Raw genomic sequence first — 18,349 nt, 5'->3', positions numbered from 1 at the left:
GGCCCCGCCGCGCGGCGCGCGCCGGCGCCGACCCCTCATCGTGCCCGCGCCCGCCGCTCGTCCCGCGCGTCCAGCCGGGGGTCGCCACCGCCGAACCGCGGCCCGCCCGTGCCGCCCCCCGCGACGCGTACCCGGGGCGCGGTCTCAGACGGCGCCATGGTCGGCCTCCTCGGCGAGGACCTCGCGTACCAGCCCCGCGTTGAACCCCAGGTGCTCCTCGTCGAGCATGTCGGCGTGCTCGCCGGACCCGGCCACCACCACGGTGGCCGTGGACGAGGCGCCGTGCCAGGACCCCTCCTCGCCCTCCGCGAACAGGTCCGCCCTCTTCTCGTCGGCCACGACGGTGATCCGCGCCGCCACGGTCCCCGTGTTGGGTGTGCGGGAACAGAAGCCGATGTACTCCCGCGCCTGCTCCAGCGTCTCGGCGGCCACCACCTCGGACCCGGTGTGCCTGCGCAGGTGCTCGCCGAGTTCGAGCTCGAACACCGCCAGGTGCTCCTCGCCGGGCTCGAACTCCTCGCGGACCCGGTAGGCGTCCATGGCGACCACGTCCCGCACCCTGCGCCCGCGGCCCTCCAGCTCCTTGGCCACCTCGAAGGCCAGGTTCCCGCCGAGGGAGTACCCGAACAGCCGGCAGGGCCCCTCGGGCTGGACGGACTCGACGAGGTCGGCGTAGCGGGCCGCCTTGTCGTCGCCCGGCAGGTGGTTGAACGCCACCAGGTGGTGGTCGGGCAGGTACTCGGCCAGCCGCCGGTACACGAGCCCGTGGCCCCCGGCGGGCGGGAAGCAGAACACGTGCGGCTTGGCCCCGCCCCGGTTGAAGTCCAGGTAGGGTCCGGCCCCGTCGATCCGCCCCGTGACCACCCCCTCCAGGGTGGCCGCCATCCCGTGCAGGGTGGTGGCCCGGAACAGGTGGCCGACCAGGAGCGTGGCGTTGAACTCGTGCTGGAGGCGGTGGACCAGCTCGATCAGCAGGACCGAACCGCCGCCGAGCTCGAAGAAGTCGTCGCGCAGCCCGACCTCCCCGGCGCCCAGCAGCTCCCGCCAGTGCTCGGCCATCCGGGTCTCGTAGAGGGTGGCGGGCGGTTCGTGCGCCCGGGCGCGGGTCTCGGGCGCCGGAGCGGGCAGTGCGGCCGTGTCCACCTTCCCGTTGGCGGTCACCGGCAGCTCGGCCGTCTCCACGAAGGCCGCGGGGATCATGAAGGTCGGCAGTGCGGAGGCCAGGTGGCGGCGCAGTTCCCGCACGTCGAGGACGGTTCCCGGCGCCGGGACGCAGTACGCGCACAGGCGGGCGTTCCCGGCCGTGTCCGGGCGTACCGTGACCACCGCCTGCTCCAGTCCGGGCCAGGCGGCCAGCCGCGACTCGATCTCACCGGTCTCGACCCGGTGACCGCGCACCTTGACCTGGGAGTCGGCCCGGCCCACCAGGTGCAGGACCCCTGTGGCGTCCCAGCGGGCGAGGTCGCCGGTCCGGTACAGGTGCACCCGCCCCTCCTCCGCGCCGAGCGCCCGGGTGACGAACCGCTCCCGCGTCAGCTCCGCGTCGCCCGCGTACCCCTGGGCGACGCCGGTCCCCCCGACCCACAGCTCACCGGTCACACCGGGCGGCACGGGTGCGCCGCCCGCGTCCAGCACGTAGACCGCGCTACCGGGGAAGGGCCGTCCGATCGGCACCGTCCGGCCGGGATCGGCGGCGTCCACCGACCCCTCGAACCACGTGGTGTCGACGGTCGCCTCGCTCAGCCCGTAGGAGTTGACCACCCGCGTGTCGCGCCCGCACAGCGCCCGCAGCCGCAGGTACTCCTCGTTCCTCCACACGTCCGAGCCGACCACCACCAGCCGCAGGAAGTCCAGGGAGCGGCCGTCGCGCTCGCAGTGCGCCATCAGGCCGCGCACCACCGAGGGAACGAACTCCCCGCAGTCCACCCGCTCGCGGACCATCGTGTCGTACAGCAGCGCCGAGTTGAGCAGCAGCTCCCGCGAGGCGAGCACCAGCGTCCCTCCCGAGCACAGCGCCCGGACCAGGTCGCCGGTGAACACGTCGAACGCCGGGCCCGCCGTCTGGAGGTGGACGCGCACATCCTCCTCCAGGCGGTAGGCGTCGCGCCAGCCCGCGTAGGCCGCGGCCAGGTTGGCGTGGCCGACGCGGACCAGCTTCGGCCGACCCGTGGAGCCCGAGGTCGCCACCAGGTAGGCGGTGGGGTCCTCGGCGTCCGCGTCGGGTGCCGGGTCCGCGCCCGCTCCGCCGGCGGCGCGCGCCTCGGCCGTGAGGGCGAGGTCGGCCGCCGACACCACCGCGACCGGGACCCCGGCCAGCCGCTCCGCGCCCCGGCCGTCGGTCACGAGCAGCCGCGCCCCGGCCGCGTCGACCAGGGCCGAGAGCCGGTCCACCGGGTACTCCGGGTCCAGCGGGAGGTAGGCGGCCCCCGCCCGGAGCACCGCCAGCACCAGGGTCACCAGCTCCGGCGACTTCTCCAGGCACAGCGCCACGACCGACCCCGCGCCCACGCCCGTGCCGCGCAGGTGGGCGGCGAGGAGGGCCGACCGCTCGTCCAGCTCCCCGTAGGTGAGCGCGCGCGTGTCACCCGACTCGGTCGGGACCGAGACCGCGACCGCGTGCGGGGCGGCGGCCGCCGCCCGTCCGAACAGGACGTGGACGGGCTCGGTGGGCGCGGCGGGCACGCGTCGCCCGCTCCAGCGGTCGAGGATGAGCTCCCGCTCCGCGGCCTCCAGCATCGGCAGGCGCGACACCGGCAGATCGACGGGGCCCCGCGTCAGACCCCGGAGCAGGTTCACGTAGTGCGACAGCATCCGCCGCACGGTGTCGGCGTCGAACAGGTCGGTGTTGTACTTGAACACGCAGTGGAAGAGGCCGTCGGCCGCCTCCTCGTGGGCGGAGAGCGTGAGGTCGAACTGGCCCTCCTCCTCCGGCAGCTCGACGTACTCCAGCCGGTACCCGTGCCGCTCCGTGGACACGTTGTGCGTGAGCAGGATGAACATCGCCTGGAAGACCGCGGACCGGCTGGGGTCGTGTTGCAGGCCGAGTTCGTCCACCAGCAGCACGAACGGGTACTCCTGGTGGTCCAGGCCGCCCAGCACGCTCGTGCGCACCCGGTCGAGCAGCTCGGCCGCGGTGGGGTCGCCCGACAGGTCGGTGCGCAGGGGCAGCGGGTTGACGAAGTACCCGTACACCGACGCGAACTCGGGGCCGGTCCGACCGGTCACCGGACTGCCGACGACCAGGTCGTCCTGGCCGGAGTAGCGCTGGAGGAACAGGTAGTAGGCGCTGAGCAGGACCACGAACACCGTGACGCCGCGCTCCTCGGCCAGCGCGCGCACGCGTGCGCTCAGGTCGGCGTCGAGCGTGAAGAACTCCGAGGCTCCGTTGTCGGTCCGCACCAGAGGGCGCGGCCGGTCCGTGGGCAGGTCGAGCGCGGGTACCTCCCCGGACAGGCGGCCGATCCAGTACTCGCGCGTCCGCGCCGCGTCGGGACCGGCGAGGAACCGGTTCTGGTGGTTGAGGAAGTCCAGGTAGGTGGCCGCGTGACCGGGCAGCTCGACCGGACGCCCCGACCGCAGGCCCTCGTAGAGCGCGAACAGCTCCTCGATGAACGTGAACGTGGAGACCGCGTCCGAGACGATGTGGTGCACCGCCTTCACGACCACCCAGTGGTCGTCGGCCCGGCGGTAGAGCCGGAACCGCACCAGCGGGTCGCGCTCCAGGTCGTAGGGCTCGCGGTAGGCGTCCACGATGAGCCGGTGGATCTCCTCCCACGGCCGTCCCCCGACGTCGACGAGCGCGTGGTCGAACACCGCCTCCCCGACGGGGCGGACGCGCTGCACGGGGCGGCCGTCGCGCGTGACCACGTTGGTCCGCAGGCTCGGGTGGCGCTCCACGACCGCGCGGAAGGCGGCGAACAGGGCGTCGGGGTCGAGGACGGCGCGCACCTGGACGGCGCCGCCGATGTTGTAGGCGAACCCGTCCGGGTTGAGCCGGGTGAGGAACCACAGAGCCTTCTGGTTCTGCGTCAGCGGGTACTCGGCGGGGTCGGTGAACGGCTCGACCGCGCCCGCTCCGTCGTCCGCGTCGTCGGCGACCAGCTCCGACAGCCGGCCGCCCAGCTCCTCCACCAGGGCTCCGACCGATCCGGCGCCCAGGAGGGCGACCACCGGCACGGTCACCCCGATCTCGGCCTGGACACCGGAGCGGAGCTCCATCGCCAGCAGTGAGTCCATCCCCAGGGAGTTCAGCGTCGCGGCCGGGTCCACGCGGTCCTCCGGCAGGCGCAGGACCCGCGCCACGACCCCCGTGAACCGCTCGGCGAGCAGGTCCCCCTGGGACTCGGCGGGCGTGGCCGCGTAGACCTCGGGGAAGGAGGCCGCCGCGCCCGTCGCGTCGTCGGACGCCGCCGCCGTCTCGGCCAGGTGCGACACCAGGGGAGGCGGCGGCGAGTACCAGGCCAGGAAGGCCGGCCAGTCGGCCACGGGGCAGACCAGGAGCTGGGCGCGGTCCTGCTCGATGACGCGTTCGAGCACGGCCGTGCCCGCCTCGGGGGACAGCGGGCTCATCCCGCGCGCGGTGCGGTAGTGCTCGACCAGGCCGAGTTCCTCGATCATGCCGGTCGCCCACGGTCCCCAGTCCAGGCTGAGCGCGGGCAGCCCCCGTGCCCGGCGGTGGTGGGCCAGGGCGTCCAGGAGGGCGTTGCCAGCCGCGTAACCGGTCTGGCCCGCCGTGGTGAGCAGCCCGGCCACGGACGAGAACAGGACGAAGTGCTCCAGCGGCTCGTCGGCCAGGAGGCGGTGCAGCAGACGGGCGCCGGTGGCCTTGGGAGCGAACACCGTGTCGAACGCGGTGCGGTCCATGGCGGGCAGCAGGGTGTCGTCGACGTGTCCGGCCAGGTGGAACACCCCGCGCAGCGGCGGCGGATCCTGCGCGCGCCGGGCGGCGAGCCAGGCGGAGAGGGCGTCGGCGTCGGTCAGGTCCAGGCAGACCGGTTCGACGTGGGCGCCCAGCCGCTCCAGGTCGCGGACGAGGCGGACGTCGCGGCCCGCACGGGTGCCGGGGTCGGTCGCCCGCCACTCCGCTCGGTCGGGCAGGGGCGTGCGGCCGACCAGGACGAGGCGGCGCGCCCCCCGTCGGACGAGGGTGCGGCACAGCGGACGGCCGAGCGCGCCGAACGCGCCGGTGACCAGGTAGGCGCCGTCGGCACGCAGCCGCAGCGGCAGCGGGCGGGGCAGGTCGGTGACCGGCAGCAGGCGGCTGACGTACCGCCCTCCGTCGCGCAGGGCGACCTCGTCGTCGCCGGTGTCGGCGGTCAGCTCGGCGAACAGGGCGGCGGCCTCCGTGCCGTGGTCGTCCGGCCGGGGGCCGAGGTCGACCAGGACGCCCCGGTGGTCGGTCAGCTCCTGCTGCCACAGGACACGGCCGACGCCCCAGGCCGGGGCGCCGAGGGGTTCGACCTCCCCGCCGGGGAGGACCCCCTGCGCCTGGCGGGTCACCACGTGCAGGGCGCCGCCGACCCCGCGTTCGCCCAGGGCCTGGGCCAACGCCACCAGGGAGTAGGCGCCGGTGGTCTGGAAGGCGTCGGCCTCGGCGTCGCCGGTCCCGTCGAACGGCGGTGCGTCCAGGTTCCACAGGTGGACGACGCCCGTCAGGGCGCCGACGCGCTCCCCCAGGTCGTCCAGAAGGCGGCGGAAGTCCCCGGCCGAGTCCGGCCGGACCTCGAAGGCCAGGCCGTGTTCCTCCACCCGGAATCCGTCGCCCGGCCGGACCAGGCGGCACCGGCCTCCGTGCTCGGCCACCCGGGCCGCGAAGGCGTCGGCCAGACCAGAGGCGTCGGCCAGGACGAGCCACTCGCCGCCCGGTCGGCCGGTGCTCCGAACGGTCTCGCTCGCCACGCCGGTCTCGTGAGTCCCGGCAGGCGCGTCCTTCGCTGTGGTCGCGTACGCCTCCACGGGTGCGACGCGGGGCGCGGGCACCCATGCCACGTCCGAGAGCCAGCCGTCGATCGTGCCCGTGCCCACGGACGTCGACGCCCGTTCCACGTCCACCGCGCGCAGGCCGGTGACCGTCCCCAGCGGTGTCCCGTCCTCCGTGTACAGCCGGATGTCCCCGGTCAGCCCGTCCTCGTCCTCGTCCGCGACCGTCGCGTGCGCCCACACCGGCCGGTCGCCGACCGGCTCGATCAGCGCCTCGGCCGCCGACACCGGCAGGCGGATCCCCGTACCGCCCTCCCCGGCCAGCCGGGTCGCCAACAGGGTCTGGAAGCAGGAGTCCAGGACCACCGGGTGGACGTGGTGGCCGGCGGCCTCTCCCCGAACCGGTGCGGTCGGCCGGACGAGCGCGAGCGCCTCGTCCGCGCCCGTCCACACCCGTTCGATGCCCCGGAACGCGGGCCCGTAGTGGTACCCCCGCTCGCCCAGCGCCGCGTAACACGCGTCGGCGTCGAGGACGCGGGCGGCACGCCCCCGGACCGCGTCGACGTCCAGGGCCGGGCCGAGGCGGCGGGGCTGGCCGCCGCGCACCGTCCCGACCGCGTGCACCGACCGGTCGTCGGCGGACCCGGTGGTGACGGTGAAGGTCGCGTCGTGCGGCGCGAAGGACACCCTGGCCCGGGTGACCGAGCCCGCGGGCAGGAACAGCGCCCGGCGGAACTCGACGTCCGCCAGCCCCGCGCGCTCACCGCCGGTCAGCGCCCGCGCCGCCTGGATCGCCATCCCCAGGTATCCGGCGGCGGGGAACACGGCCTTGTCCTGGATGCGGTGGTCGGCCAGGTAGGGCATGGCCTCGGTGTCCAGCGACGCCTCCCAAGCCGGATCGGCGCCGGGCAGCCGTCGGCCCAGCAACGGGTGGTCGACCCGGCCCAGCCGGACCCGCGCCACGTTCTCGGGCTCGGCCCAGTACCGGTCCCGTCGCCACGGATAGGGCGGCAGCGGGACGGGCGCGCCCTCCGGGTGCAGGGCGCTCCAGTCGACCTCGAAGCCCAGTCCGTGCAGGGCCGCCAGGGACGCGGCCATGCGTTCGGGCTCGTCCTCCCCGCGTCGGATCGAGGGCAGGCACCGGCCCCGCGCGCCGCGGGCGTCGAGGCACTCCCGGATCGCGTGGCCCAGGACGGGGTGCGGTCCGATCTCCAGGAACACGCCGTGGCCGTCCCCGGCCAACCGGTCGACCGCCGCTCGGAACCGAACGGTGCCGCGGACGTTGTCCCACCAGTAGCGGGCGTCCAGCTCCGGCCCGTCGGCCCGGCCCTCGCGCCCGGTCAGGTACAGCGGCGCCTCGGCGGGCTTGGGACGCAGGTCGGCGAGGGAGGCGAGCAGTTCGTCCCGGATGGCGTCCATGCGGGCACTGTGGTAGGGCACGGGCACGTCGAGGAAACGGTGGAAGGTCCCCTCGTCCGCGAGCCGGGCGGCCAGCTCCTCCAGTGCGTCGGCGTCGCCCGCGAGCGTCACGCTCGCCGGGGCGTTGACGGCGGCCACGGAGACGCGGTCGCCGAACGGCCGAACGCGCCGTTCCGCCTCCTCCCGGGCCAGACCCGCCGCCAGCATCGTGCCGGTGCCGACCAGGGTCTGCTGGAGCCTGCTGCGGTGGACGACCACCGAGACCGCCTCCTCCAGCGTGTACACCCCGGCCTCGTGGAAGGCGGCGACCTCTCCGGTGCTGTGCCCGACCACGGCGTCCGGGCGCACCCCCCACGACCGCCACAGCGCGGCCAGCCCCACCTGGACGGCGAAGTTGGCGGGCTGGGCGAGCCATGTCCGGTCCATCCGCGAGGCGTCCTCGTCGGCGGACATCTCCTCGACCAGCGACCAGCCGGCGTGCCGGGCGATCTCACGGTCGCACCTCTCGACCGCCGCGCGGTACACGGGCTCGGTCTCGAACAGCTGGCGGCCCATCGCCGCCCACTGCGGCCCCATCCCGGTGAAGACCCACACCAGCCGCCTGTCGGCGCTCTCCAGGACACGGCCGTCGACCGCGCGCGGGTGGCTCTCGCCCCGGGCGCGGGCGTCCAGCGCCTCGACCAGGGACGCGCGGGAGGAGTACACGACCGACAGACGCGACTCCAGGTGCTCGCGGCGGTGCGCGAGGGTGTGCGCGACGTCGGCGAGCGCGGCGCCCCCGGAGGCCAGCTCGTCCCGGATGCCCGCCGCGATCTCCGGCAGGGCCCTGGGGTCGCGCGCGCTCAGCGGGAGGACCGCGTACCCGTGGGAGCGGCGCGGCCGAACGGCCGGGGCGGGGGAGTCACGTCGCGGGGGCGCCTCCTCCAGCAGCACGTGCGCGTTGGTGCCGCCGAACCCGAACGAGTTGACCCCGGCGCGGGCCGGGCCGTCGTGCCGGGGCCAGGGCGTCGCCTCGGTGGGGATCGTGTAGGGCAGGGATCCGGCGTCGATCCCGGGGTGGAGCTCGTCCAGGTTGATCTGCGGTGCGATGACTCCGTGCTTGAGGCTCATCACGGTCTTGATCAGCCCGGCCACCCCGGCCGCGGACTCGGTGTGCCCGATGTTGGCCTTGACCGACCCCACGTAGCAGGGCGCCCCCGCGGCCCTGCCCACGGCCAGCGCCCGGCCGAGCGCACCGGCCTCGACCGGGTCGCCGACCGGCGTGGACGTGCCGTGCGCCTCCACGTACTGGAGGTCGCCGGGGGTGATGCCCGCCTCGGCGCACACACGCTCGACCAGACGCACCTGGGCGTCCGGGTTCGGCACGGTGATCCCGTCGGTGCGCCCGTCCTGGTTGACACCGGTCGCGGTGATCACCGCGTGCACCGGGTCGCCGTCGCCCAGGGCGCGCGACAGGCGCTTGAGCGCGACCATCCCCACGCCCTCCGCGCGGACGTAGCCGTCGGCGGAGGCGTCGAAGGTCCGCGACCGGCCGTCGGCGGACAGGAACCCGCCCTTGGTCTCGGCGATGGTGTACTGCGGGGTCATGTGCAGCAGCGCGCCGCCCGCCAGGGCCACGGTGCTCTCCCCCCGCCGCAGGCTCTGGCAGGCCATGTGCACGGCCACCAGGGACGAACTGCACGCGGTGTCGAGGGACACGCTGGGCCCCCGGAAGTCGAAGCAGTGCGAGATGCGGTTGGAGACCATCGTCATCATGGTCCCGGTCGCGGTGTGCGCCGTCAGGGTGTCGAAGTCCAGGTCGGCGAACTGGAGGATCTGGTAGTCGAGGGTGAAGGCTCCGACGAAGACCCCGACGTCGGTTCCGGCGAGGCCGAACGGCTTCTGGCCGCCGTCCTCCAGCGCCTCCCAGGCCACCTCCAGCAGTTTGCGCTGCTGCGGGTCCATGTGCTCGGCCTCGCGCGGGCTGATGCCGAAGAACTCCGGCTCGAACCGGTCGAACCCGTCGATGTACCCGCCGCGCCCGCCTGCCAGCCGTCCCGGCCTGGCCCGGTCCCGGCTGCCGAGGGTGGCGACGTCGTACCGGTCGGCCGGTGTGGGGACCAGGCAGTCGCGGCCGTCGACGAGGTTCCTCCAGAAGGTGCGGTAGTCGGACGCGCCGCCGGGGAGGCGGCACCCCATGCCGATGATCGCGATCCTGTCGTCGGTGAAGGATGATCCGGGGTCGGTCAGCATCGTTTCCTTCTGGATTCTCGGGTGCGTGCCACATCCGCCCTTTCCCGGCACGGCACGCGTTTTCGGGCGCGCCGGTGCCGCGGAGAAGTCCGATTCCAGCGAAATGGCGTGCTCGTGTCGCGCGCTGCTTCCCCGGGTTCTGTCCTTGGTCGGCGGGACGTGGGCCCGGGTGCGCTCCGGCGGCCGTTCGGGACGCGGAGCGGCGGTGGAGCGCGTGGTTCGTGCGGGCTGGACGCGGGTCGCCGGTGCGGGCCGCGCCGGGACCCGCGGATTTCGTCGCGGCCATTCGAAAAGTACCAGACCGACCCCCGGCGCGCCCGTAGTCGGAATTCGTTTCGTCCTGATCTGCTGGATATGTGGACATGCACAACGGCGGTCCTGGGGGAATGCGGGTGTTATGTCATCACTTAACGGCCAGGATTCCCAAGGGTATGTACTCGCCCGGATCGCGTACGGTTCCGCGGGCCTCAGCGGGGCGGTTCCAGCCGCACCGCGCCGAGCAGGGCGTCGAAGGCCCGGGAGACCTCAGCGACCAGGAGCGCGCGGTCGTCGGTCGGCTCGTGGCCGGTCCGGTCGCGCCGGTGGCGCAGCCAGTTCTTGGTGCCGTAGCGGATCGCGGACAGCGCCATGTCGCCGAGGAGGCGGAGCCGCACGTCCTCACGGCCGTCGACGCCGAACTCGTCCTCCATCAGGCGGACGAGGCGGGCCTGGAGCTCCTGGCTCGTCCCCGAGTGGTGTGCCCGGAGCGCGGGCGTGCGGGCGGCGAGGCCGCGTGTGGCCGCGTAGCGCTCCGTCCAGTCCCGGGGCAGGCTCCGGACGGCGGCGGCGTAGCGGTCCCGCAGGTGCTCGCGGACGGGTCCGGTGACGGCGCACCGCTCCACCTCGACGGCGTAGGCCTCCCAGAGTTCGCCCTCCGCCGCCAACGCGACGTCCTCCTTGGAGGGGAAGTAGCGGAAGAACGTTCGCACGGAGACCTCGACCTCGCCCACCAGGTCCTCCAGCGTGGTCTCCTCGAAGCCCCGGTCGAGGAACAGGCGCAGCGCGGTGTCGGCGAGCGCGCGCCGCGTGCGCAGCTTCTTGCGCTCGCGGAGCGACGGTGCGGAGTTCTCGGCCGTGGGCACCGGGCCAGCATAACCACGGCCCGGGGGGCGGAGGAAAAGCCGTTGCCGTTCCGCGCCAGTGATGGAATAGTGCCAGTGACTGGCATTTTGTGCGCACCCATCCGACCACGTCTCCCGGAGGCCCCCATGGCACGACAGCACTCCGAGTCCGCCGAAGCCGACCGCACCGTCCTCCTGGGCGAGCAACTCGTCAGGATCCACGACCTGCTCCGGGGACAACTCGCCGAACTGCGTCGGGACCTCGCGGCGGCGAAGCCGTCGGGCCCGCCGGTTCTGGAGGACGAGCTCCGCAGGAAGTGCCTGTCGTTCTGCTTGTTCCTGCACGGGCACCACACGGCGGAGGACGACCACATGCTTCCCGGACTGGCCGCCAGCCACCCCGCGCTCGCCCCCGTGCTCGAACGCTTGACCAGGGAACACGCCGTGATCAGCGATCGGCTGGACCGCATCCAGGAGTTGGCGGACAAGGGCGACCCGGTCTCGGTCCGCGCCGACGTGGAGAGGCTGGCCGCCGAGGTCGAGGCGCATCTGGACTGGGAGGAGGCCCAGATCGTCGACGCGCTCGACTCCTACGGGCCCACGGTGATCCCGGCAGGGGGCCCCGACCGGGACTGAGGCGCCGGAACACGGGAGGCCGCCCTGAGGAGGGCGTACCCCAGGGCGGCCCGCGTCCGCGCGTGTTCCGCCGGGCGTCAGTGTCCGCCGGACAGCGTGCCCGTCAGCTCCCTGTGCAGTCGCTGGCTGGGCTGGTTGAGCCCGGTGATCTCGACCTCGACGCCGTGCTTGCGGAAGTGCTCGGCGACGTGGTCCAGGGCGGCCACGGCGGAGGAGTCCCACACGTGCGCCTCGGACATGTCCACGACCACCTTGGTCAGGCCCTCCTCCTGGTAGTCGAACCGGCCGACGAGCTGGTTGGTGGAGGCGAAGAACAGCTCGCCGTGCACCGTGTACACCCGTGTGCCGCCCTCGGGGTCCAGCACACTGGTCACGTCGGCCTGGGTGGCCGCCTTCTGCGCGAACAGCACCATCGACACGATCACCCCGACGATCACGCCCAGGGCCAGGTTGTGGGTGTAGACCACGACCGCGACCGTGACCACCATGACCAGGGTCTCGGTCCACGGCATCCTGCGGACCGTGGCCGGGGCGACGCTGTGCCAGTCGAACGTGACGACGGACACGAAGACCATCACCGCGACCAGGGCCGCCATGGGGATCATGCCGACGACGTCGCCGAGTCCCACGCACAGGATGAGCAGGAACACGCCGGCCAGGAACGTGGAGATGCGGGTGCGGGCGCCGGAGGAGACGTTGATCATCGTCTGGCCGATCATCGCGCATCCGGCCATCCCGCCGAAGAAGCCGACGATGACGTTGGCGACGCCCTGGCCGCGCGCCTCACGGGAGTGGTCGGAGGAGGTCTCGGTCTGCTCGTCGACGACCTTGGCGGTCATGAGCGACTCCATCAGACCCACCAGGGCGAGGGTGAGGGAGTAGGGGGCGATGAGGGTGAGGGTGTCCCACGTGAACGGCACGTCCGGCAGGAACGGCACCGGCACGCTGTCGGGCAGCTGGCCCATGTCGCCGACGGTCCGGGCCTGCAGGCCCAGCGCGACGGAGGCGACCGTCAGCACCACGATCGCCACCAGCGGCGCGGGCACGGCCCTGGTCAGGCGGGGCAGGCCGAAGATGATCGCCAGGCCGACGCCGACCATGACGTAGACCGGCACGCCCACGTCCACCAGATGCGGCATCTGGGCCAGGAAGATGAGGATGGCCAGGGCGTTGATGAACCCGGTCATCACCGACGGGGGGACGAACCGCATCAGCTTGGCCACCCCGAGCAGGCCCAGCACGACCTGGAACAGGCCGGCCAGGATCGTGGCGGCCAACAGGTGGTCGACCCCGTGCTCCATCGACAGCGGGGCCGCGACCAGGGCCATGGCGCCGGTCGCGGCGGAGATCATCGCGGGACGGCCGCCGAGGAACGCGATGGAGACGGCCATGACGAAGGACGCGTACAGGCCGACGCGGGGGTCGACCCCCGCGATGATGGAGAAGGCGATGGCCTCGGGGATCAGGGCCAGCGCGACGACCAGCCCGGCGAGCACGTCGGCGCGGATCTGGGCCGCGCTGGGGACGCGCGACTTCCACGTTCGGGAGGAGGTCTTCAACGGCAGATTCATGGAACCGATCCGGGGTCGGGCAGCCCACAGCCGGGGCCGCGGTGTTCGGGTCTGGTGGTGCGGTGAGGCGCGCGCGGCGGCCCGCACCCGTGTGGGTGCGGGGTGGCCCTGGTGTTCCGGCGCGGGTCGGTGCGCCGGAGCGCGGCTGCGTCGCCGCGTGCCCGACCGTGGTCTCCGGGGAGCGTGTCGCCGGGAGGGTCGGGAAGTCGTCGGTGGGTCAGCGGAGGATGCGTGGGCCCAACGAGACCGACTCTACCGTTACGTGAGGTTTTGCGTCACTGTGCGCGATTGAGACAACCCTCACAGCTGCGCGCCGCCAGGCGCCGTTCCCGCTGGCGGGGCGGGGATCGGGGGCGCGTTCCCCGTTCCGGACGCGTTGACCCGGTGTGACGATCGGTGAGGCGGGGCGGGGACGTTCACACCGTCGGGTCGGCGTCGCGGCCCGCGCGCCGCTCGCGCAGGCGCTCGGCGAACTCCTCGGCCATGTCCAGCTGGCGGCGCAGGGTGACGCAGCGGTCGGCGATGGCCGCCTCGAAGGCGTCCAGGCGCTCGGCCAGCGCGGCGCGCTCGTCCTTCCCGGTGCCGGGCGCGTTCAGGCCGTCGACGGCGGTGAGCAGGTCGCGGGTCTCCTCCAGGCTGAAGCCGAGCGGTTTCATCCGCTTGATCAGCTGGAGGCGGTCGACGTCGCTCTCGGTGTAGAGCCGGAAACCGCCGCGGGAACGCGCGGAGGGGACGACCAGGTCGACCTCGCCGTAGTAGCGGATCGTGCGCAGGGACAGCCCCGTGCGCTCGGCCACCTCGCCGATCCGCAGGTGGTGTTCCACGCTGTTCCCCCTCCCGCCGGTGTTCACCTCACGTTAGCGGTGGATTTCCGGCGCCCGGTCACACGGGCCGCTGAGGAGCGGGAGGTCGCGCCCCGCGAACGCGGGTGCGGGGTCACCCGGTCGCCACGGCGGCCTCCGCCAGGGTGAGCGCCGCTCCGGTTCCGTCCTCGGCGCGGGCCGCCTCGCCCAGGGTCCGGGCCCGGTCGGCCAGGAGCGGATCGCGGACCGCGCGGGACAGGGCCCGCGCCAGCGCGTCCTCCGTCAGGTCCTGGCCGCGCAGCGGGGCGGTGCCGACCCCGGACGCGTGCACGCGGCGCGCCCAGAACGGCTGGTCGCCCCAGAAGGGACACACCACCTGGGGGCGCCCCGCCGCGAGCGCCGCTCCGATGGTCCCCGCCCCGCCGTGGTGGACGACGGCCGCGCACCGCGGGAACAGGAGCGCGTGCGGCGCCCGGTCGATGACCAGCACGTCGTCCCCGGCCTCGGCGGCGATCCCGCCCCAGCCCGACGCGACGACGGCGCGCACCCCCGCCCGCCGGGCGGCGCCGACCACGAGGCGGCCCAGGGCTTCGGGCTCCGCGGTGGGCATGCTGCTGAACCCGACGAACACCGGCGGATCGCCCGCGCCGAGGAAGGCGTCCAGGTCGGGGGAGAGGATCTCCTCCGGGGCGGGCGGCAGGTACCAGAAGCCCGTGGTGTGGACGTGGGGCGGGTAACCGGTGCCCGGCGGCAGCAGGTGTCGGCTGAACGGCTGGAGGAGAGGGGCCCGGCCGCCGTCCGGACGGAGCAGGGGATCGTGCGGAACGGTTCCGGAGGGCAGGCGCAGCCGTCGGCCGCGGAAGTCCTCGACGACCGAGCGCTGGCCGCGCAGGGCCAGGGCGGCCAGCCGGTAGGAGAGGGGGTTGAGCGCGTCGGGCGTCCAGGCGGGCCAGGGGACGCCGGGCGCGGGGAAGGCGTTGGTGGGGACCCAGGACGGTTGCAGGGCGACGGGCAGGTTGGGCGCCCCCAGCGCCGCGGCGATGTCGCGGCCCGGCATGCCCGCGATGTGGACGACGAGGTCCGCTCCGGCCTCGGCGGCGTCGGCCATGTCGTCGAACACGCGGCGCAGCAGCGGCCGGATCCTCCGGACGAGGGACGCTCCCTGGGCGACGCCGCGCAGCCCCCGCAGTTCGGGGACGCCCCCTCCGGAGTCGCGCACCTCGTCCAGGAGGCGGTTGGGGCCCTCGTCGACGGGGTGGAAGTCGATCCCGGCGGCCTCTGCCAGGGACGCCGAGGAGGAGGGCCCGGCGAGCAGGGCGGTGTGCCCGGCTCCCGTCAGGGCGAGGGCGAGCGCGACGAAGGGCTGGACGTCGCCGCGGGTTCCGTGGGTGAGGAGGAGGACGCGCACGGACTGTCAGTCCTTCCGGGACGTGAGGGCCGTGGCCACCGCGTCGACGAGGAGGTCGAGCACCTCGTCGGCCCGGTCGGGGTCGGCCAGGTGGTGGCGGTAGGTGGGGAACATGAGGACCGACTGCAGGGCGCCGAGGATCACGGGGACGTCGGCGTCGATGACCGCTCCCTCGTCGCGCCGTGCCGTGACGAACGATGTCAGCGCGGTGGCGGGGTTGTCCTCCGAGGTGATCGCCACCGCCTCCGGCGTGACCTTGCGCGCGACCATCTCCATCTCCTCCGGGTGGGACATGAGTCGCCCGTAGAGGGGGTTGGTGGTCAGCTCGCGCACGGTCGCCGAGAGGAAGCGGCGCAGGGCCTCGCGGGTGTCGTGGGGGCTGGTCAGCAGCGCTCCGTCGACCAGACGCCGCCGGACGTCGGCCGTCTGCCGCCGCATCAGCTCCAGGTAGAGCGCCTCCTTGGAGCCGAAGAAGACGTAGAAGCTGCTCTTGGCGATCCCGGCGGGCGCGACGAGTTCCTCGAGCGAGGTCTTGCGCAGGCCGCGCGTGGTGAACAGGTCGCGGCCGGACTCCAGCAGGATCTCGGTGATCCGTGCCTTCTCCTCGGCCGAGAACGCGGGTGGCATGACGGGTCCCCTCTCGTCCGCGGTGGTGTAGAAAACATACAAACAGAATGTTCGGGCGTTTTCAATGGGGGGCCGGTCCCGGACCGCTCCGGGGCCCGGTGCGACCGCCGGACGGCGACCGGAGCGGTCGCCGTCCGGCGGGAGCGGGCACCGCTCAGCGGCCGTCCAGCATCGGGCGGGTCGGGTCCCAGCCCTGCCCCCTGCGGCGGGCGGCGATGCCCGACAGCGCCTCCAGGACCACCCGGTTGCCCAGCATCGCGGTGATGTCCGCGTGGTCGTGGTCCGGCGACACCTCCACGATGTCCACGCCGACGACGGGCAGCTCCACGCAGATGCGGCGCACGGCGTCCAGCAGCTGGCGCGAGGTGAGGCCGCCCGGTTCCGGGGTCCCGGTGCCCGGGGCCATCCCCGGGTCGACGACGTCCACGTCGACCGACAGGAACACGCCCTCGCACTCGTCCGTGGCCAGGGCGAAGGCCTCGTCCAGACAGGTGTCGAGGCCGCGCGCGTCCATCTCGCTCATCTCGTAGCAGCGCATGCCCTGTCGGGCCATCCAGGACAGCGTCTCCTCCTCGGGCCAGTACCCGCGCAGCCCCATCTGGATGAACCGGTCACCGCGCACGGCGCCCGACTCGATCAGCCTGCGCATGGGCAGCCCGTGGCCCAGCAGCGACCCGAAGTCGATGTCGCCGGTGTCCGCGTGCGCGTCGAAGTGGATCACCGACACACGCCCCCACCCGTGGTGGCTGGCCACGCCCTGCACGTCGGGCAGGGCGATGGTGTGGTCGCCGCCCAGCATGACGGGGATCTTCCCGGCCGCCGCGATCTTGGTCACCGCCTCGCGGACGTTCTCGACCATCCCCTCGATGTCGCCGTTGAAGCAGTCGACGTCGCCCGCGTCCCTGACGTTGAGCTCGACCAGGCCGTCGGCGCGGACCGCCAGGTGCGGCCGGCGGCCGTCGTGCGGCAGGTAGTCGGTCCCCCGGAGCGCGCGCGGGCCGAAGCGGGTGCCCGCGCGGTAGGACGTGCCCCCGTCGAAGGGCACCCCCATGATGACCGCCTCGGAGTCGGCCCAGGTGGCGGGTGTGTCGAGGTCGCACCGCCCGATGCCGAGGAACGTGGTGTCGGGGCCGAACAGCGGGTCGAAGCGGGTCATGGACGGTCTCCTTCGATGGTGGACGCGGCGGTGTTCGCGCCCGGGTCGGTGGGCGGGCCCACCCGGCCCCGGACGAGCAGGTAGTAGACGGCTCCGGCGACGGGGCCGCCCAGCAGGGACAGGTCCCCGCCGACGGCCGCGGCCAGCGGGCCGAGCCACAGTTCGGAGTCGGCGGCCAGCGCCGAGAACCCGGTGCCGACCGCGAGCGCGATCAGGCCCGAGCGGTGGAACCCGCGGGTGTAGCGGTAGGGGCCGCCGTGGAGGTCGTGCAGCCCGGCGGCGTCGTAGCGGGCGCGGCGCAGGGCGGCGTCGGTGAGGAACACCCCGGCCCAGGGAGCGAAGACCACGACCATGACCGAGAGCAGGGACAGGACGGCCGCGGTGAAGTCGACGACGAACAGGGCGACCGCCGACCCCGTGGTGACCAGGAAGACCTGGATCAGCACGGTCCGGGCGCGCTTGAGCGGCACGCCGAGCACCTGGAGGTTCAGCCCGGAGGAGTAGAGGGTCAGGATCGTGTTGGTGACCGATCCGCCCACCACGACCAGCAGGAACGGAACCTGGAACCAGACCGGCAGCAGGCCCGCGACGGCCTCGACGGGATCGGTGTCCGTGCCGGCGCCGACCCTGGTGGCCGCGGCGATGCCGATGACGCCCAGCGCCGCGGAGGGCAGCATCGCGCCCAGACCGGTGGCGAGGGTGATCCCGCGCGCGCGGCTCTCGGCGGGCAGGTAGCGGGCGAAGTCGGCGCAGATGGCGATGTAGGACAGCGCGCCGCCGGAGACGGCGACGACCAGGCCCAGGCTCCACGCCCACAGGCGGGGCTCGGCCGGGGCGGTGGCGGACAGGTCGGCCTGGGGCAGAACGAGGGCGCCGAGGACGACCGTGCACACGACCAGGCCCACGCCCAGCCAGCGCTGCATGACCTCGACGGTGGCGTGTCCCCAGACGGCGACGCTGGCGGTGCACACGATCATCAGGACCAGGGCGGCGAGGCGGACCGCCGCCCCGTCTCCCAGCCCGGCGGCGTCGGCCAGGACGGTCAGGGCGAGGACCCCGACCACCGTGTTCAGGACGATGTAGCCGATGCTGACGAGCCAGTTGAGCACGGCCACCGGGTAGTTGCCCCAGCGCCCGAACGAGGCGCGGGAGACGACGAGGGTGGGCGAGCCGGTGCGGGCGCCGGTGACCGACGCCGCCCCGACCGCGAAGAAGGCCAGGTTGCCGATGAGGAAGATCGCGGTCGCCTCCCAGAAGGAGAGGCCGAAGCCGACCACGAGGGCGCCGTTGATGACGAAGGTGAAGGTCAGGTTGGCGCCGAACCACACCCAGAACAGCTCACGCGGGCCGCCGTGGCGGTCGCTGAGCGGGATGCGGTCGGCGCCGTGCGCCTCGACCCGGAAGACCTCGTCCGTGGCCACTCCCGTGGACGGCCGGCGGATGCCGTGGGGGTCTGGCATGTGCGCTCCTCTGGTCCT

The 18,349-nt window shown here is 73.8% G+C and carries 10 protein-coding genes; 1 reads left to right on the top strand and 9 read right to left on the bottom strand.

All coding sequences use genetic code 11. From position 1 onward, the window contains the following. Positions 1 to 35: 35 nt before the first annotated feature. The 3 genes from ACIBFB_RS00240 to ACIBFB_RS00230 all read right to left on the bottom strand — a co-directional run bounded on the left by ACIBFB_RS00240 (position 36) and on the right by ACIBFB_RS00230 (position 10,691). Positions 36 to 158: a hypothetical protein gene (locus tag ACIBFB_RS00240; RefSeq protein ID WP_397224491.1), complete on the bottom strand. Its 123-nt coding sequence runs from the start codon at positions 156 to 158 to the stop codon at positions 36 to 38. Beyond that, positions 145 to 9,570, bottom strand: coding sequence for an amino acid adenylation domain-containing protein (locus tag ACIBFB_RS00235; protein WP_397224489.1), 9,426 nt, complete (start codon positions 9,568 to 9,570; stop codon positions 145 to 147). Before ACIBFB_RS00235 ends, ACIBFB_RS00240 begins: the two co-directional genes overlap by 14 nt. Positions 9,571 to 10,037: 467 nt before the next feature. After that, on the bottom strand, positions 10,038 to 10,691 hold the full coding sequence (locus ACIBFB_RS00230) for a TetR/AcrR family transcriptional regulator (RefSeq protein ID WP_397224487.1): 654 nt from the start codon (positions 10,689 to 10,691) through the stop codon (positions 10,038 to 10,040). A 126-nt stretch (positions 10,692 to 10,817) separates the two neighbouring features. On the opposite strand from ACIBFB_RS00230, the gene ACIBFB_RS00225 reads away from it, so the two are divergent. Further along, entirely contained in the window at positions 10,818 to 11,306 is a 489-nt protein-coding gene (locus ACIBFB_RS00225; RefSeq protein WP_397224485.1) for a hemerythrin domain-containing protein, read from the top strand. Between the two features lie 77 nt (positions 11,307 to 11,383). On the opposite strand, the gene ACIBFB_RS00220 is transcribed toward ACIBFB_RS00225, so the two are convergent. The 6 genes from ACIBFB_RS00220 to ACIBFB_RS00195 form a co-directional block, all read right to left on the bottom strand. Next, a complete protein-coding gene (locus ACIBFB_RS00220) occupies positions 11,384 to 12,877 on the bottom strand; it encodes a SulP family inorganic anion transporter (RefSeq protein WP_397224483.1) in 1,494 nt (497 codons plus the stop codon). A 416-nt stretch (positions 12,878 to 13,293) separates the two neighbouring features. Beyond that, positions 13,294 to 13,701 carry a MerR family transcriptional regulator gene (locus tag ACIBFB_RS00215; protein ID WP_397224481.1) on the bottom strand — a complete coding sequence of 136 codons (408 nt, stop codon included), beginning with the start codon at positions 13,699 to 13,701 and terminating at the stop codon, positions 13,294 to 13,296. Positions 13,702 to 13,813: 112 nt separating this feature from the next. Continuing rightward, on the bottom strand, positions 13,814 to 15,088 hold the full coding sequence (locus ACIBFB_RS00210) for a glycosyltransferase (protein ID WP_397224479.1): 1,275 nt from the start codon (positions 15,086 to 15,088) through the stop codon (positions 13,814 to 13,816). 6 nt (positions 15,089 to 15,094) lie between these two features. Continuing rightward, the gene (locus ACIBFB_RS00205) at positions 15,095 to 15,715 is read right to left on the bottom strand and encodes a TetR/AcrR family transcriptional regulator (protein ID WP_397224477.1); all 621 of its coding nucleotides are present in this window, start codon (positions 15,713 to 15,715) and stop codon (positions 15,095 to 15,097) included. Between the two features lie 154 nt (positions 15,716 to 15,869). Further along, entirely contained in the window at positions 15,870 to 16,871 is a 1,002-nt protein-coding gene (gene speB, locus ACIBFB_RS00200) for an agmatinase (protein ID WP_397224475.1), read from the bottom strand. After that, positions 16,868 to 18,331: a purine-cytosine permease family protein gene (locus tag ACIBFB_RS00195; protein ID WP_397224473.1), complete on the bottom strand. Its 1,464-nt coding sequence runs from the start codon at positions 18,329 to 18,331 to the stop codon at positions 16,868 to 16,870. The genes speB and ACIBFB_RS00195 overlap by 4 nt, the downstream gene beginning before the upstream one ends. Positions 18,332 to 18,349 lie beyond the last annotated feature (18 nt).

It is taken from the genome of Nocardiopsis sp. NPDC050513, assembly GCF_044457925.1.
Lineage (GTDB): Bacteria > Actinomycetota > Actinomycetes > Streptosporangiales > Streptosporangiaceae > Nocardiopsis.
The sequence above is the reverse complement of the archived record's forward strand: the minus strand, read 5'-3'. Positions and strand labels throughout refer to the sequence as shown.

Bases quoted from the DNA above. Each gene is read 5' to 3' on its own strand.
- ACIBFB_RS00235 (WP_397224489.1), bottom strand. From the start codon at position 9,570: ATGCTGACCGACCCCGGATCATCCTTCACCGACGACAGGATCGCGATC.
- ACIBFB_RS00205 (WP_397224477.1), bottom strand. From the start codon at position 15,715: ATGCCACCCGCGTTCTCGGCCGAGGAGAAGGCACGGATCACCGAGATC.
- ACIBFB_RS00225 (WP_397224485.1), top strand. From the start codon at position 10,818: ATGGCACGACAGCACTCCGAGTCCGCCGAAGCCGACCGCACCGTCCTC.
- ACIBFB_RS00240 (WP_397224491.1), bottom strand. From the start codon at position 158: ATGGCGCCGTCTGAGACCGCGCCCCGGGTACGCGTCGCGGGGGGCGGC.
- speB (WP_397224475.1), bottom strand. From the start codon at position 16,871: ATGACCCGCTTCGACCCGCTGTTCGGCCCCGACACCACGTTCCTCGGC.
- ACIBFB_RS00195 (WP_397224473.1), bottom strand. From the start codon at position 18,331: ATGCCAGACCCCCACGGCATCCGCCGGCCGTCCACGGGAGTGGCCACG.
- ACIBFB_RS00220 (WP_397224483.1), bottom strand. From the start codon at position 12,877: ATGAATCTGCCGTTGAAGACCTCCTCCCGAACGTGGAAGTCGCGCGTC.